The organism is Pseudomonas sp. SMV7 (assembly GCF_052041995.1).
In the GTDB taxonomy this organism is placed as follows: Bacteria; Pseudomonadota; Gammaproteobacteria; order Pseudomonadales; family Pseudomonadaceae; genus Aquipseudomonas.
This window is the reverse complement of record NZ_JBKGGT010000004.1, coordinates 122,985-138,612: the sequence shown is the minus strand read 5'-3', so window position 1 is coordinate 138,612 and position 15,628 is coordinate 122,985. Positions and strand designations below refer to the sequence as shown.

The 15,628-nt window shown below is 64.0% G+C and carries 13 protein-coding genes and 1 pseudogene; 11 read left to right on the top strand and 3 right to left on the bottom strand.

Features of this window, described 5'->3' with window-relative positions; genetic code table 11:
• Positions 1-182: 182 nt before the first annotated feature.
• A pseudogene (locus ACLEJP_RS06890) lies at positions 183-1,256 on the top strand (HAMP domain-containing protein); the annotation flags it as partial.
• 126 nt (positions 1,257-1,382) lie between these two features.
• Positions 1,383-2,120: a methyl-accepting chemotaxis protein gene (locus ACLEJP_RS06885; RefSeq protein ID WP_440805289.1), complete on the top strand. Its 738-nt coding sequence runs from the start codon at positions 1,383-1,385 to the stop codon at positions 2,118-2,120.
• 90 nt (positions 2,121-2,210) lie between these two features.
• Here the strand turns inward: ACLEJP_RS06885 and ACLEJP_RS06880 are convergent, their stop codons facing one another.
• A complete protein-coding gene (locus tag ACLEJP_RS06880) occupies positions 2,211-3,251 on the bottom strand; it encodes a threonine aldolase family protein (protein ID WP_440805074.1) in 1,041 nt (346 codons plus the stop codon).
• A 336-nt stretch (positions 3,252-3,587) separates the two neighbouring features.
• Here ACLEJP_RS06880 and ACLEJP_RS06875 point away from each other — a divergent pair, with 336 nt between their 5' ends.
• From ACLEJP_RS06875 to ACLEJP_RS06840, 8 genes are all read left to right on the top strand, one after another.
• A complete protein-coding gene (locus ACLEJP_RS06875; protein ID WP_186674972.1) occupies positions 3,588-4,841 on the top strand; it encodes a serine hydroxymethyltransferase in 1,254 nt (417 codons plus the stop codon).
• Between the two features lie 15 nt (positions 4,842-4,856).
• Positions 4,857-6,107 carry a sarcosine oxidase subunit beta family protein gene (locus ACLEJP_RS06870; RefSeq protein WP_225780064.1) on the top strand — a complete coding sequence of 417 codons (1,251 nt, stop codon included), beginning with the start codon at positions 4,857-4,859 and terminating at the stop codon, positions 6,105-6,107.
• Positions 6,108-6,121: 14 nt separating this feature from the next.
• Positions 6,122-6,457: a sarcosine oxidase subunit delta gene (locus tag ACLEJP_RS06865; RefSeq protein WP_186674973.1), complete on the top strand. Its 336-nt coding sequence runs from the start codon at positions 6,122-6,124 to the stop codon at positions 6,455-6,457.
• Positions 6,454-9,471 (top strand): sarcosine oxidase subunit alpha, encoded by a 3,018-nt coding sequence (locus tag ACLEJP_RS06860; protein WP_440805072.1) that lies wholly within the window; start codon positions 6,454-6,456, stop codon positions 9,469-9,471. The genes ACLEJP_RS06865 and ACLEJP_RS06860 overlap by 4 nt, the downstream gene beginning before the upstream one ends.
• Positions 9,472-9,641: 170 nt before the next feature.
• Positions 9,642-10,274, top strand: a complete 633-nt coding sequence (locus tag ACLEJP_RS06855; protein WP_225780066.1) for a sarcosine oxidase subunit gamma — start codon at positions 9,642-9,644, stop codon at positions 10,272-10,274.
• An 11-nt stretch (positions 10,275-10,285) separates the two neighbouring features.
• Positions 10,286-11,143, top strand: a complete 858-nt coding sequence (gene purU / locus ACLEJP_RS06850; protein WP_198757337.1) for a formyltetrahydrofolate deformylase — start codon at positions 10,286-10,288, stop codon at positions 11,141-11,143.
• Positions 11,144-11,412: 269 nt separating this feature from the next.
• The gene (gene fdhA, locus ACLEJP_RS06845; protein WP_051095434.1) at positions 11,413-12,612 is read left to right on the top strand and encodes a formaldehyde dehydrogenase, glutathione-independent; all 1,200 of its coding nucleotides are present in this window, start codon (positions 11,413-11,415) and stop codon (positions 12,610-12,612) included.
• 141 nt (positions 12,613-12,753) lie between these two features.
• Positions 12,754-13,329, top strand: coding sequence for a DUF2780 domain-containing protein (locus ACLEJP_RS06840; protein WP_440805070.1), 576 nt, complete (start codon positions 12,754-12,756; stop codon positions 13,327-13,329).
• 36 nt (positions 13,330-13,365) lie between these two features.
• On the opposite strand, the gene ACLEJP_RS06835 is transcribed toward ACLEJP_RS06840, so the two are convergent.
• Positions 13,366-14,253: an acyltransferase gene (locus ACLEJP_RS06835; protein WP_440805068.1), complete on the bottom strand. Its 888-nt coding sequence runs from the start codon at positions 14,251-14,253 to the stop codon at positions 13,366-13,368.
• 182 nt (positions 14,254-14,435) lie between these two features.
• Between ACLEJP_RS06835 and rloA2 the strand changes: the two genes are divergently transcribed.
• Positions 14,436-14,936: a retropepsin-like aspartic peptidase RloA2 gene (rloA2, locus tag ACLEJP_RS06830; protein WP_440805067.1), complete on the top strand. Its 501-nt coding sequence runs from the start codon at positions 14,436-14,438 to the stop codon at positions 14,934-14,936.
• A gap of 68 nt (positions 14,937-15,004) precedes the next feature.
• Here rloA2 and ACLEJP_RS06825 read toward each other — a convergent pair whose 3' ends face one another.
• A complete protein-coding gene (locus ACLEJP_RS06825) occupies positions 15,005-15,628 on the bottom strand; it encodes a glutathione S-transferase (protein WP_440805065.1) in 624 nt (207 codons plus the stop codon).

Below are 15,628 nucleotides of genomic sequence, written 5' to 3'. Positions count from 1 at the left end.
GTGGGGCGGGCGTGTCGTACCGCCGCGAACACCGACGCAGCCGATACCCGGCACCGCGTTGAAGGGTGCGCAGGCATGCCCGTCGCCACAGTAAGGGTGCTGTTGTTGCAGATCACTGGATTAACTGGATACTCAAGTGTATACACTTCCCGCAAAACAATAATTATGCGGGGAGCAGGGGCATGCGTATCTGGCGTAGAAGCATCCAGTGGCAGTTGATCATCAGCATGGGCGCCGCCCTGCTGGCGAGCATTCTGGTCGTTGTCATCATTTTCACCGTGGCGCTCAACCGCCTCACCGAACGCTACCTGGTCGACACCGCTTTGCCGGCCAGCATCGAAGCCATCCGCAACGATATCGAGCGCATGCTCGGCCAGCCGCTGGTAGCGGCAGCGGACATCGCCGGCAACACGCTGCTGCGCGACTGGCTCGCCGCAGGCGAAAACCCCGCGCAGGTGCCGCAGTTCATCGAGTACCTCACTGCTGCCAAACAGCGCAACCAGGCGTTCACCACCCTGTTCGTGTCCACCGAGACCGGCCACTACTACAACGAGAATGGCCTGGACCGCACGCTCAGCCGCAGCAACCCGAAGGACAAGTGGTTCTACGGCTACATCGACAGCGGCGCCGAACGGTTCATCAACATCGACATCGATGGCGCCACCGGCGAGCTGGCGCTGTTCATCGACTACCGTGTGGAGAAACAGGGCCAGCTGGTCGGTGTGGCCGGCATGGGCCTGCGCATGACCGAGCTGTCGAAGCTGATTCACGACTTCAGTTTTGGCAAAAGCGGCAAGGTGTTTCTGGTGCGCAACGATGGCCTGATCCAGGTGCACCCGGACAATGCCTTCAGCGGCAAGCGCCAATTGGCCGAGCAGCTCGGTGCGGACGCCGCCAGGGCCGTGATGAGCGGGGCGCAGGCCCTGCGCAGCAGCCGCTTCAGCCGTGACGGCGAACGCTACCTGGCGCTCGGCCTGCCGTTGCGCGAGCTGAACTGGACCTTGGTCGCCGAGGTGCCGGAGCAGGAGATCTACGCGCAAATGCGGCAGGCGGTGTGGCTGACCAGCCTGATCGGTGGTGGCGTGGCGCTGCTGTCACTGCTGCTGGTGGTGCTGTTGGCGCGCGGCCTGGTACGGCCGATCCGTCGCGTCACTGCCGCGTTGTTGCAGATTGGCAGTGGTGCGGGTGATCTCAGTCAGCGTCTGGACGATACACGCCAGGACGAACTGGGTGACCTGGCCCGCGGATTCAACCGTTTCCTCGACAGCCAGCGCCGGCTGATCGGTGAAGTGCTGCAGACTTCCGAACGCCTGCACCGGGCGGTTGAACAAGTGACCCTGGTGGTGGACAACACGGCCGAACGTTCCGGGCGCCAGCAGGAAATGACCGAAATGGTTGCCACGGCCGTGCACGAGATGGGCCTGACCGTGCAGGACATCGCCCGCAATGCCGGCGATGCGGCCCAGGCCTCGCAGGCGGCGCGTGACGAAGCCGTGCAAGCGCGCGAAGTGGTACGGCGCTCGGTCCAGGGTATCGAGGGCATGTCGGGTGATATCGGCAAGGCGGCCGAGGCGGTGGGCCAGTTGGCCGGTGAAGTTGCTTCGATCGATGAAGTACTCGCGGTGATCCGCAGCATTTCCGAGCAGACCAACCTGCTGGCGCTGAATGCTGCCATCGAGGCCGCCCGGGCGGGGGACATGGGGCGCGGGTTCGCCGTGGTGGCCGATGAAGTGCGCACCCTGGCGCGGCGCACGCAGCTGTCCACTGACGAGGTGCAGCAGATGATCCAGCGCCTGAAGCAGGGCGCGGGCGTGGCGGTGAGTTCGATGCAGGCGGGGCAGCAGGCCACCGGTAGCGGTGTCGAGTCGAGCCAGCGCACCGGCGCATCATTGGGAGCCATTACCGAGCGGGTCGAGCATATCAGCGACATGAACCATCAGGTTGCGACGGCGACCGAAGAGCAATCGGCGGTGACCGAGGAAATCAACCGCACGGTGCAAGGGATCTCAGACCTGGCGCGGGAGACGGCGGCGGAGGTGCAGGGCTGTCGCGAGGAGTGCCGGGCATTGCGTGGGCTGGCCGATGACCTGGCGCGGCAGATGGGCGGGTTCAGGCTCTAGATCGGCGTTTGCCTCTTCGCGGGCTTGCCCGCTCCCACAGGTTCATCGCGCGATCCCTGTGGCAGCGGGCGTGCCCGCGAATACGGCCTGTCAGGCGGTGATGATGCTACGGATATCCGCCGCCAGTTCACGCACCCGTTCCTCTTCGGTATCCCAAGAGCACATGAAGCGCGCCCCGCCGCTGCCGATGAAGGTATAGAACCGCCAGCCCTTGGCCCGCAGCGCTTCGATCGCAGGCTCCGGCATCTGCAGGAACACCCCGTTGGCTTCCACCGGGAACATCAGTTCCACCCCCGGCAGGCCGCTGACCAGTGAAGCCAGCAATTGCGCGCAGCGGTTGGCATGTGCGCCGTGACGCAACCAGGCGCCGTCTTCCAGCAGGCCCACCCATGGCGCCGACAGGAAGCGCATCTTCGACGCCAGTTGCCCGGCCTGCTTGCAGCGGTAATCGAAGTCCTCGGCCAGCTGGCGGTTGAAGAACAGGATCGCTTCACCCACCGCCATGCCGTTCTTGGTACCGCCAAAGCACAGCACATCGATGCCGGCCTTCCAGGTCAGCTCGGCCGGGCTGCAGCCCAGGAACGAGCAGGCGTTGGAAAAGCGCGCGCCGTCCATGTGCAGGTTCAGGCCCAGCTCCTTGCAGGTGGCACTGATCGCCCGCAGCTCGTCGGGACGGTACACCGTGCCCACCTCGGTGGCCTGGGTAATGGTCACCACGCGTGGCTTGGGGTAGTGGATGTCCTGCCGCTTCAAGGCCACGTCACGGATCGATTGCGGGGTCAGCTTGCCGTGGACGCTGGCTGCGGTCAGCAGCTTGGAGCCGTTGGAGAAGAATTCCGGCGCGCCGCATTCGTCGGTCTCGACGTGGGCGGTCTCGGAGCAGATGACGCTGTGGTAGCTCTGGCACAGCGAGGCCAGGGCCAGGGAGTTGGCGGCGGTGCCGTTGAAGGCGAAAAACACCTCGCAGTCGGTTTCGAACAGGTTGCGGAAGTATTCGGCGGCGCGCTCGGTCCACTGATCGTCGCCGTAGGCGCGGTCGTGACCGTGGTTGGCCTTTTCCATCGCCGCCCAGGCTTCGGGGCAGATACCGGAATAATTGTCGCTGGCGAATTGTTGGCTCTTATCTGTCATGACACTGTCCTGTGAACGACGCAGAACAGCACTCTAAACCATCGATTCGGCGGTTGCCTATACAAGCTGTGCATGGGCTGCTGCTGTGTTGCCTGTGCCGGCCTCTTCGCGGGCACGCCCGCTCCCACAAGGACCGCGCAGGCCAGGAACCATGGGCCTGTGCAGATCCCTGTGGGAGGGGGCGTGCCCGCGAAGAAGCCAGCACCGCAACGAATGTCGTAAACGCGCCATTGCAAGGCGTGCGCAGGCATCTGACCCGCCCCGGCCAGTCATAACATCGCCACAAAGGGCCACAGTGCCCCACGACAAAAAATGATCGCCGCCGGGAGATACACGATGTTCAGCAAGCAAGACCAGATCCAGGGTTACGATGATGCACTTCTGGCGGCGATGAATGCCGAAGAACAGCGCCAGGAAGACCACATCGAGCTGATCGCCTCGGAGAATTACACCTCCAAGCGCGTGATGCAGGCCCAAGGCAGCGGCCTGACCAACAAGTACGCCGAAGGCTACCCGGGCAAGCGCTACTACGGTGGCTGCGAGCACGTGGACAAGGTCGAGGCCCTGGCCATCGAGCGCGCCAAGCAGCTGTTCGGTGCCGACTATGCCAACGTCCAGCCGCACTCCGGCTCGTCGGCCAACGGCGCGGTCTACCTGGCCCTGCTGCAGCCCGGTGACACCATTCTCGGCATGAGCCTGGCCCACGGTGGCCACCTGACCCACGGCGCCAAGGTGTCGTCTTCGGGCAAGCTGTATAACGCCGTGCAGTACGGCATCGACACCAACACCGGCCTGATCGACTACGACGAAGTCGAGCGCCTGGCGGTCGAGCACAAGCCGAAAATGATCGTTGCCGGCTTCTCGGCCTACTCCAAGACCCTCGACTTCCCGCGCTTCCGCGCCATTGCCGACAAGGTCGGGGCGCTGCTGTTCGTCGACATGGCCCACGTCGCCGGCCTGGTTGCCGCCGGCCTGTACCCGAACCCGATCCCGTTCGCCGACGTGGTGACCACCACCACCCACAAGACCCTGCGCGGGCCACGTGGCGGCCTGATCCTGGCCAAGGCCAACGAAGAGATCGAGAAGAAGCTCAACGCCGCAGTATTCCCCGGCGCCCAGGGTGGCCCGCTGATGCACGTGATCGCCGCCAAGGCGGTGTGCTTCAAGGAAGCGCTGGAGCCTGAGTTCAAGGCCTACCAGAAACAGGTGATCGAAAACGCCCAGGCCATGGCCCAGGTGTTCATCGACCGTGGCTACGACGTGGTCTCCGGTGGTACCGACAACCACCTGTTCCTGGTCAGCCTGATTCGCCAGGGCCTCACCGGCAAAGACGCCGACGCCGCCCTGGGCCGTGCGCACATCACCGTCAACAAGAATGCCGTGCCGAACGACCCGCAGTCGCCGTTCGTCACCTCGGGCCTGCGTATCGGCACCCCGGCCGTCACCACCCGCGGCTTCAAGGTCGCGCAATGTGTGGCCCTGGCCGGCTGGATCTGCGACATCCTCGACAACCTCGGTGACGCAGACGTCGAAGCCGATGTGGCGAAGAACGTCGCGGCGCTGTGCGCAGATTTCCCTGTTTACCGCTGAGTGGAGCCACACACCATGCAACGTTACTCGGGCTTCGGCCTTTTCAAGCACTCCCTCAGCCACCACGAGAACTGGCAGCGCATGTGGCGCACGCCAACGCCTAAAAAGGTCTACGACGTGGTTATCGTCGGCGGTGGCGGCCATGGCCTGGCCACGGCCTACTACCTGGCCAAGGAGCACGGCATCACCAACGTCGCGGTGATCGAGAAGGGCTACCTGGGCGGCGGCAACACCGCCCGTAACACCACCATCGTGCGTTCCAACTACCTGTGGGACGAGTCGGCGCACCTGTACGAGCACGCCATGAAGCTGTGGGAGGGCCTGTCCCAGGACCTCAACTACAACGTGATGTTCTCCCAGCGCGGCGTCTACAACCTGTGCCACACCCTGCAGGACATGCGTGACTCCGAGCGCCGCGTCTCCGCCAACCGCCTGAATGGCGTGGACGGCGAGCTGCTGAATACTGCCCAGGTCGCGGCCGAGATCCCGTACCTGGACTGCTCGAAGAACACCCGCTACCCGATTCTTGGCGCCACCGTACAGCGCCGTGGCGGCGTGGCCCGTCACGACGCCGTGGCCTGGGGCTTCGCCCGTGCTGCCGACGCCCTGGGCGTGGACCTGATCCAGCAGACCGAAGTGACCGGTTTCCGCAAGGAAAACGGCGCGGTCATCGGTGTGGAAACCAACAAGGGCTTCATCGGCGCCAAGCGTGTTGGCGTGGTCACCGCCGGTAACTCCGGGCACATGGCCAGGCTCGCCGGCTTCCGCCTGCCGCTGGAGTCGCACCCGCTGCAGGCGCTGGTATCCGAGCCGATCAAGCCGATCATCGACAGCGTGATCATGTCCAACGCCGTGCACGGCTACATCAGCCAGTCGGACAAGGGCGACCTGGTGATCGGTGCCGGCATCGACGGCTGGGTCGGCTACGGCCAGCGCGGTTCGTACCCGGTGATCGAGCACACCCTGCAAGCCATCGTCGAAATGTTCCCCAACCTCTCGCGCGTTCGCATGAACCGCCAGTGGGGCGGCATCGTCGATACCTCGCCGGACGCCTGCCCGATCATCACCAAGACCCCGGTCAAGAACCTGTTCTTCAACTGCGGTTGGGGTACCGGTGGCTTCAAGGCGACCCCGGGTTCGGGCAACGTCTTCGCCGCAAGCCTGGCCAAGGGCGAAATGCACCCACTGGCCGCGCCATTCTCCATGGACCGCTTCTACAGCGGCGCACTGATCGACGAACACGGCGCTGCCGCCGTCGCCCACTAACCGGAGACACCGTCATGTTGCATATTTTCTGTCCCCACTGCGGCGAGCTGCGCTCCGAAGAAGAGTTCCACGCCTCTGGCCAGGCGCACATCGCCCGCCCGCTGGACCCCAACGCCTGCTCCGACGAGGAGTGGGGTACCTACATGTTCTACCGTGACAACCCGCGCGGTATTCACCACGAACTGTGGGACCACGTTGCCGGCTGCCGCCAGTACTTCAACGTCACCCGCGACACCGTGACCTACGAAATTCTGGAAACCTACAAGATTGGCGAGAAGCCGCAAGTGACCGCCAACGGCAAGCACAGCAGCGCACCGTCGACCGTCAAAGGCCAAGGGGAAAAAGTATGAGCCAGACCTATCGCCTCGCCAGCGGCGGCCGTATCGACCGCAGCAAGGTCCTTAACTTCAGCTTCAACGGCAAGACCTACCAGGGCTATGCCGGCGACACCCTGGCCGCCGCGTTGCTGGCCAACGGCGTCGACATCGTTGGCCGCAGCTTCAAGTACTCGCGCCCGCGCGGCATCATCGCTGCCGGTACCGAAGAGCCGAACGCCATCCTGCAGATCGGCTCCAGCGAAGCCACCCAGATCCCTAACGTGCGTGCCACCCAACAGGCCCTGTACGCTGGCCTGGTCGCCACCAGCACCAATGGCTGGCCGAACGTCAACAACGACGTCATGGGCATCCTCGGCAAGGTCGGCGGCAGCATGATGCCGCCGGGCTTCTACTACAAAACCTTCATGTACCCGAAATCGTTCTGGATGACTTACGAGAAGTACATCCGCAAAGCCGCCGGCCTTGGCCGCGCGCCGCTGCAGAACGACCCGGACAGCTACGACTACATGAACCAGCACTGCGACGTGCTGATCGTCGGCGCCGGCCCTGCTGGCCTGGCCGCGGCCCTGGCCGCTGCGCGCAGCGGTGCCCGGGTGATCCTGGCTGACGAGCAGGAAGAGTTCGGCGGCAGCCTGCTCGACACCCGCGAGACCCTCGACGGCAAGCCTGCCACCGACTGGGTCAACGCCGTGGTCAAGGAGCTGGAAAGCCTGCCGGAAGTGACCCTGCTGCCACGTGCCACGGTCAACGGCTACCACGACCATAACTTCCTGACCATCCACGAGCGCCTCACCGACCACCTCGGCGACCGTGCCCCGATCGGCCAGGTGCGCCAGCGCGTGCACCGCGTCCGCGCCAAGCGCGTGGTACTGGCCACCGGCGCCCACGAACGCCCGCTGGTGTACGGCAACAACGACGTGCCGGGCAACATGCTGGCCGGTGCCGTATCCACCTACGTGCGCCGTTACGGTGTGGCCCCGGGCCGCAAGCTGGTGCTGTCGACCAACAACGACCACGCCTACCGCGCCGCGCTGGACTGGCACGATGCCGGGCTGCAGGTGGTCGCCATCGCCGACGCTCGGCACAACCCGCGTGGTTCGCTGGTTGAAGAAGCACGTGCCAAGGGCATCCGCATTCTCACCTCCAGCGCCGTGATCGAGGCCAAGGGCAGCAAGCATGTCACCGGCGCCCGCGTGGCCGCCATCGATGTACAGGCACACAAGGTCACCAGCCCTGGCGAAACCCTGGACTGCGACCTGATCGCCACCTCCGGCGGTTACAGCCCGGTCGTGCACCTGGCTTCGCACCTGGGTGGCCGTCCGATCTGGCGCGAAGATATCCTCGGCTTCGTCCCGGGCGATGCGCCGCAGAAGCGTGAATGTGTCGGCGGTATCAATGGCGTATACCCCCTGGGCGACGCGATTGCCGATGGTTTCGAAGGCGGCGTGCGCGCAGCCACCGAAGCCGGCTTCAAGGCCACTGTCGGCAGCCTGCCGAAAACCGTGGCGCGCAAGGAAGAGGCCACCGTGGCACTGTTCCAGGTGCCGCACGACAAGGGCACTGCCCGTGCGCCCAAGCAGTTCGTCGACCAGCAGAACGACGTTACCGCGGCCGCCATCGAACTGGCCACCCGCGAAGGCTTCGAGTCGGTCGAACACGTCAAGCGCTACACCGCGCTGGGCTTCGGTACCGACCAAGGCAAGTTGGGCAACATCAACGGCCTGGCCATCGCCGCCCGTTCGATGGGTATCACCATCCCGGAAATGGGCACCACCATGTTCCGTCCCAACTACACGCCGGTAACTTTCGGCGCGGTAGCAGGCCGGCACTGTGGCCACCTGTTCGAGCCCGTGCGCTTCACTGCCCTGCACGCCTGGCACGTGAAGAACGGCGCCGAGTTCGAAGATGTCGGCCAGTGGAAGCGCCCTTGGTACTTCCCGAAGGCCGGTGAAGACATCCATGCCGCGGTTGCCCGTGAATGCAAGGCCGTGCGCGACAGCGTGGGCCTGCTGGACGCCTCGACCCTGGGCAAGATCGACATCCAGGGCCCGGATGCGCGTGAGTTCCTCAACCGCATCTACACCAACGCCTGGACCAAGCTCGACGTGGGCAAGGCCCGTTACGGCCTGATGTGCAAGGAAGACGGCATGGTCTTCGACGACGGCGTGACCGCCTGCGTCGGCGACAACCACTTCATCATGACCACCACCACCGGCGGCGCTGCGCGCGTGCTGCAGTGGATGGAGCTGTACCACCAGACCGAATGGCCGGAGCTGAAGGTGTACTTCACCTCGGTCACCGACCACTGGGCCACCATGACCTTGTCCGGCCCCAACAGCCGCAAGCTGCTGAGCGAGCTGACCGACATCGACATGGACAAGGAAGCCTTCCCGTTCATGACCTGGAAGGAAGGCAACGTCGGCGGCGTGCCAGCCCGGGTGTTCCGTATCTCGTTCACCGGTGAGCTGTCGTACGAAGTCAACGTGCAAGCCAACTACGCCATGGGCGTGCTGGAGCAGATCATCGAGGCGGGCAAGAAGTACAACCTGACCCCGTATGGCACCGAGACCATGCACGTGCTGCGTGCCGAGAAGGGCTTCATCATCGTCGGCCAGGACACCGACGGCTCGATGACCCCGGATGACCTGAACATGAGCTGGTGCGTAGGCCGCAACAAGCCGTACTCGTGGATCGGCCTGCGTGGCATGAACCGCGAAGACTGCGTGCGCGAGAACCGCAAGCAGCTGGTGGGCCTGAAGCCGGTCGACCCGACCAAGTGGCTGCCGGAAGGTGCCCAGCTGGTCTTCGATCCGAAGCAGCCGATCCCGATGGACATGGTCGGCCACGTCACCTCCAGCTATGCAGCCAACTCCCTGGGCTATTCGTTTGCCATGGGTGTGGTCAAGGGCGGCCTCAAGCGCATGGGCGAGCGCGTGTACTCGCCGCAGGCGGATGGCAGCGTGATCGAGGCAGAGATCGTGTCTTCGGTGTTCTTCGATCCGAAGGGTGAGCGGCAGAACGTCTAAGGCCCCGGTACCAGCTGGTGCCCAGTTTGGAATGAGGTCTCTGTGGGAGCGGGCGTGCCCGCGAAGAGGGCGGTGAATCCACCATCGCATTCGCGGGCATGCCCGCTCCCACAGGGTAACCGTCTCCCGCAGGCATCGTGGTCGAATCCAGAATTCAAGGCAGGTAAGAAATGAGCGCTATCAACGTCTTCCAGCAAAACCCCGGCGCCGAGGCCAAGGCCCAGTCGCCACTGCACCACGCCGACCTGGCCAGCCTGGTTGGCAAAGGCCGCAAGAACGCAGGCGTGACCCTGCGTGAACGCAAGTTCCTCGGCCACCTGACCCTTCGTGGCGATGGCCATGACCCAGAGTTCGCCGCCGGCGTGCACAAGGCCCTGGGCCTGGAGCTGCCCGTGGCCCTGACCGTGGTCGCCAACAACGAAATGTCGCTGCAATGGATGGGCCCGGACGAGTGGTTGCTGATCGTCCCGGGCGGCCAGGAGTATGCCGTCGAGCAAAAGCTGCGCGCAGCCCTCGAAGGCCAGCACATCCAGGTGGTCAACGTCAGCGGTGGGCAGAGCCTGCTGGAACTGCGCGGCCCGAACGTGCGCGAAGTGCTGATGAAATCCACCAGCTATGATGTTCACCCGAACAACTTCCCGGTGGGCAAGGCCGTCGGTACCGTGTTCGCCAAGTCGCAACTGGTGATCCGCCGCACCGCCGAAGACACCTGGGAACTGGTGATTCGCCGCAGCTTCGCCGACTACTGGTGGCTGTGGCTGCAGGACGCTTCGGCCGAGTACGGCCTGAGCATCGAAGCTTAAGGAGAGCGAACATGAGTCGGGCACCGGATACCTGGATTCTCACCGCCGACTGCCCGAGCATGCTCGGTACCGTCGACGTGGTGACGCGTTACCTCTTCGAGCAGCGCTGCTACGTGACGGAGCACCACTCCTTCGATGACCGGCTGTCGGGGCGTTTCTTCATTCGCGTGGAGTTCCGCCAGCCGGACGATTTCGACGAGGCAGGCTTCCGTGCCGGCCTCGCCGAGCGCAGTGACGCCTTCGGCATGGCCTTCGAGCTGACCGCACCCAACCACCGCCCCAAGGTGGTGATCATGGTGTCCAAGGCCGACCACTGCCTCAATGACCTGCTGTATCGCCAGCGCATCGGCCAGCTGGCCATGGATGTGGTCGCGGTGGTGTCCAACCATCCTGACCTCGAACCTTTGGCGCACTGGCACAAGATCCCTTACTACCACTTCGCCCTTGACCCCAAGGACAAGCCGGCGCAAGAGCGCAAGGTGATCCAGGTGATCGAGGAAACTGGCGCCGAGCTGGTGGTGCTTGCCCGCTACATGCAGGTGCTGTCGCCGGAGCTGTGCCGGCGCCTGGATGGTTGGGCGATCAACATTCACCACTCGTTGCTGCCAGGGTTCAAGGGCGCCAAGCCCTATCACCAGGCGTACAACAAGGGTGTGAAAATGGTTGGCGCCACGGCGCACTACATCAACAACGACCTGGACGAAGGGCCGATCATCGCCCAGGGCGTGGAGGTGGTGGACCACAGCCATTACCCGGAAGACCTGATTGCCAAGGGGCGTGACATCGAGTGCCTGACCTTGGCGCGGGCTGTCGGTTATCACATCGAGCGGCGAGTGTTCCTCAACGCCAACCGGACGGTCGTTCTCTAACAACCTGCACCGGCCATTCGCGGGCAAGCCCGCTCCCACAGGTTATATGCGGCCTTCACAGCTGGCATTCTTCCTGTGGGAGCGGGCTTGCCCGCGAATGGACCAACACAATTTCCCCTGCCGTTAAATGGCATCTCCCTGTCGCTTCCAGTCAGTGCAAGTCGCCCTATCAGGCCCACAATTCCCTGCATTCCAGAAACACATGCCGCCCACGGATGGCGGCGCGTTCAACCACCGCTGCATAAATACAAATCAAGCGAGGTAAGAGCATGTCTGGCAATCGTGGAGTGGTATATCTCGGCGCCGGCAAGGTCGAGGTGCAGAAGATCGACTACCCGAAAATGCAGGACCCACGCGGCAACAAGATCGAGCACGGCGTGATCCTGAAGGTGGTCTCCACCAACATCTGCGGCTCCGACCAGCACATGGTCCGCGGTCGCACCACTGCCCAGGTCGGCCTGGTCCTGGGCCACGAAATCACCGGTGAAATCGTCGAGATGGGGCGTGATGTCGAACGCCTGAAAATCGGTGACCTGGTGTCGGTACCGTTCAACGTTGCCTGCGGCCGCTGCCGCTCCTGCAAGGAAATGCACACCGGGGTCTGCCTCACCGTCAACCCGGCCCGCGCCGGTGGTGCCTACGGCTACGTCGACATGGGCGACTGGACCGGTGGCCAGGCCGAATACGTGCTGGTGCCGTATGCCGACTTCAACCTGCTGAAACTGCCGGATCGCGACAAGGCCATGGAGAAGATCCGTGACCTGACCTGCCTGTCCGACATCCTGCCGACCGGCTACCACGGCGCTGTCACCGCTGGCGTAGGCCCGGGCAGCACCGTGTATGTCGCCGGTGCCGGCCCGGTCGGTCTGGCTGCCGCCGCCTCGGCGCGCCTGCTCGGCGCGGCCTGCGTCATCGTCGGCGACCTCAACCCGGCGCGCCTGGCCCACGCCAAGTCGCAGGGCTTCGAAGTGGTCGACCTGTCCAAGGACACCCCACTGCACGAGCAGATCGTCGACATTCTCGGCGAGCCGGAAGTGGACTGCGCTGTCGATGCCGTTGGCTTCGAGGCGCGTGGTCACGGCCACGAGGGTGCCAAGCATGAAGCGCCGGCTACCGTGCTGAACTCGCTGATGCAGGTGACCCGTGTTGCCGGCAATATCGGTATCCCCGGCCTGTACGTGACCGAAGACCCGGGTGCGGTGGATGCCGCTGCCAAGATCGGCGCGCTGAGCATTCGCTTCGGCCTGGGCTGGGCGAAATCGCACAGCTTCCACACCGGCCAGACCCCGACCATGAAGTACAACCGCCAGCTGATGCAGGCGATCATGTGGGACCGTATCAACATCGCCGAAGTGGTAGGCGTGCAGGTCATCAACCTCGACCAGGCGCCAGAAGGTTATGGCGAGTTCGATGCCGGCGTACCGAAGAAATTCGTGATCGACCCGCACAAGATGTGGGGCGCAGCTTAACCTGCTGGAGCAACGCCCCCGCCCGGGGGCGTTGTGCTTCGAGTCAGCCCAAGCGGGCCGATCACCGGCCTGGAACAAACTTGTCTGGCTTCAGTCCAATGCCTCGTTTCCAGGCCATCCCGGCCGCCGAGGTCCCTCCCGATGAAAGCATTCACGCTGGCTACCCTGATGACCCTGGCCGCAAGCCCGGTGTTCGCCTACAACCTCAGCGATGCGGCCAATGCCGTGACCGCCATGCAGCAACAGGGCCAGCAAGGCCAGGTGCAGGCACCGGCGGCGCAGGCCAACCTGCTCAACATCCTGGGCAGCCAGCTGAACATCACCCCGGAACAGGCGGTGGGTGGCGCAGGGGCCATGCTGGGGCTGGCGCGCAACAACCTCAGCAGCGACGACTACGGCCAGCTGACCAAGGCCGTGCCTGGCCTCGACCTGCTGTCGGGCGCCAATCTCCTGGGTGGGCTGAGTGGCTTGGGGCAATTGCTGGGCAATGACAAGGATAGCCAGTCTGCCTTGGACAAGGCGCTGGGCAACGATGTGCAGAACCGCACCGACCTGGACGCTGCATTCAAGGCGTTGGGCATGGATACAGGCATGATCGGCCAGTTCGCCCCGCTGCTGCTCCAGTACCTTGGACAACAGGGTATTGCCGGGTCGTTGTTGCAGAACCTGGGGAGTTTGTGGGCCACCCCGGCGCCGTTGACTCGGCCTTCGGTCTGATGATGCCGTAGTATCCGGTGACAGGGCCGTTACAGGTCAGACCATTTCGGCCCGAAGCTGCTCGATCCGCTGGTCCTTCTCTATCCATAACCGGTTCACCCAGGCCTGCACGGTCTGGCGGAATTCAGCATCGTTCTCGTAGTCGCCAGCCCACAGCGCCGGGTCCAGTTCACGCACGCGAATGTCGATGATCACCCGGCTGATGCTGCCATTGAGCAAATCCCAGAACCCTGGCGCCGGGTTGCCGGGGTAGACAATGGTCACGTCCAGCAACGCATCCAGCTGCTCGCCCAAGGCCGCCAACACGAAGGCCACGCCGCCGGCCTTGGGCTTGAGCAGGTGGCGATACGGCGACTGCTGCTCCAGGCGCTTGGCCTCGCTAAAGCGGGTACCTTCGAGGTAGTTGACCACGGTCACCGGTTGGCGCTTGAACAGCTCGCAGGCCGCCTTGGTGATTTCCAGGTCCTTGCCCTTGAGCTCCGGGTGCTTTGCCAGAAACGCCTTGCTGTAGCGCTTCATGAACGGATAGTCCAGGCCCCACCAGGCCAGGCCCAGCAGCGGCACCCAGATCAGTTCCTTCTTGAGGAAGAACTTGAAGAACGGTGTGCGGCGGTTGAGGCTTTCGATCAGCGCCGGGATGTCGACCCAGGTCTGATGGTTGCTGACGGCCAGGTAGGAGGTGTCCCTGCGCAGGTTCTCGACACCGCGAATGTCCCACTGCGTTGGAATGCAGAGGGCAAAAATGGCCTTGTCGATCTCTGACCAGGTTTCCGCCACCCACATCACCGCCCAAGAGGCATAGTCACGGCCACGGCCGGGCAGCACCAGTTTGAGCAGGGCGAACACCAGCAGCGGGCCGATCAGCACCAAGGTGTTGAGCAGCAGCAGGGTGGTGGTGAGGATGCCGGTCAGCAGGCGACGCATATCGAGACTCTTGTTGTGGGATAAAAACGGTTGGCAATGATAAGCAGGGCGGTGGCCTACGCCAAATTTCCAGTGCCCGACGGCTGAGACAAATGTTTCACATTATGTTGGTTAGGCTTGTGACAGCGAACCTATCCTGCCAGTGCAGTCTAAGCACTGACACTTCTCAAGGAAGCCTGCCCGTGAAATATCTGTTTGCCATGTGGTCGCTGTTGGCCCTGCCGGTGATGGCCGCCGAGCCTACCCTCTATGGTCGTTACGAGAATATTGCCCTGCCCGAGCTGGGCGAAACCCTGAAAGCCAAGATGGACACCGGTGCCTTCACCGCGTCGCTGTCGGCCAAGGACATCGAACTGTTCACCCGCGATGGCGACGAGTGGGTACGTTTCCGCCTGGCGACCAAGGACTCGGACGGCAAGGTGTACGAGCACAAGGTCTCGCGCATCAGCAAGATCAAGGGGCGTGCTGACGAGGAGGACGAAGGCGATGGGCCGGAAATCTCCAAGCGCCCGGTGGTGGACCTGGAGCTGTGCCTGGGTGACGTGAAGCGTACCGTGGAGGTGAACCTGGTAGACCGCAGCAGCTTCAATTATCCGCTGCTGGTGGGCTCCAAGGCGCTGCGCGAATTCAAGGCGGCGGTGAACCCGGCGAAGAAGTTCACCGCTGGCAAACCGGACTGCTGAGCCGGAGGTTGACGTGGCCTTTGCAGGGGCGGCCTTGTGTGGCGACAGGGCCGCCCCTGCAAGACGGGTCAGGCAACAGGTGCAGTAGCGACCATCGATGGCCGCTTGGCCACTTCGGCATACCACGCAGCCAGGCCAGGCTGGCGTTCGCGCCAGCCGAACTCGGGTTGACGCAGATCCAGGTACCCCAGCGCACAAGCCACGCCGATCGCCGCCAGATCGAAGCCGCTGGCCAATTCGGCCAGGTGCTCTTGCTCAAGGTTGGCCAGGCTGCGGCGAATCTTCTCGCCCTGTGCCTGCAGCCAACCATCCCAGCGCTTCTCTTCAGGCCGCAGGAAGCTCTCATAGCGGCTCGACACCGCCGCATCCATGATCGCATCCGCCTGCGAAGCCAGTGTCATGCGCCGCCAGCGTGCCGAACCCTCGCGTGGCAGCAGCGGCAGGCCGACATGCTGCAAGTCGAGGTATTCACAGATCACCCGGCTGTCGTGCAGCACGGTGCCGTCTTCCAGGCGCAAGGCCGGGATCTTGCCAATCGGGTTGTCCTGGTTCAGCTGGGGGTCGCCACTTACCGGGCTGATGTTCACCGACTGCAACTTGACCCGCTGCAGCTGGCCGGTCTCGTGCAACACCACCATGACCTTGCGCACGAACGGCGACAGCGGTGCGTGGAACAGCGTCATCGTGCTCAC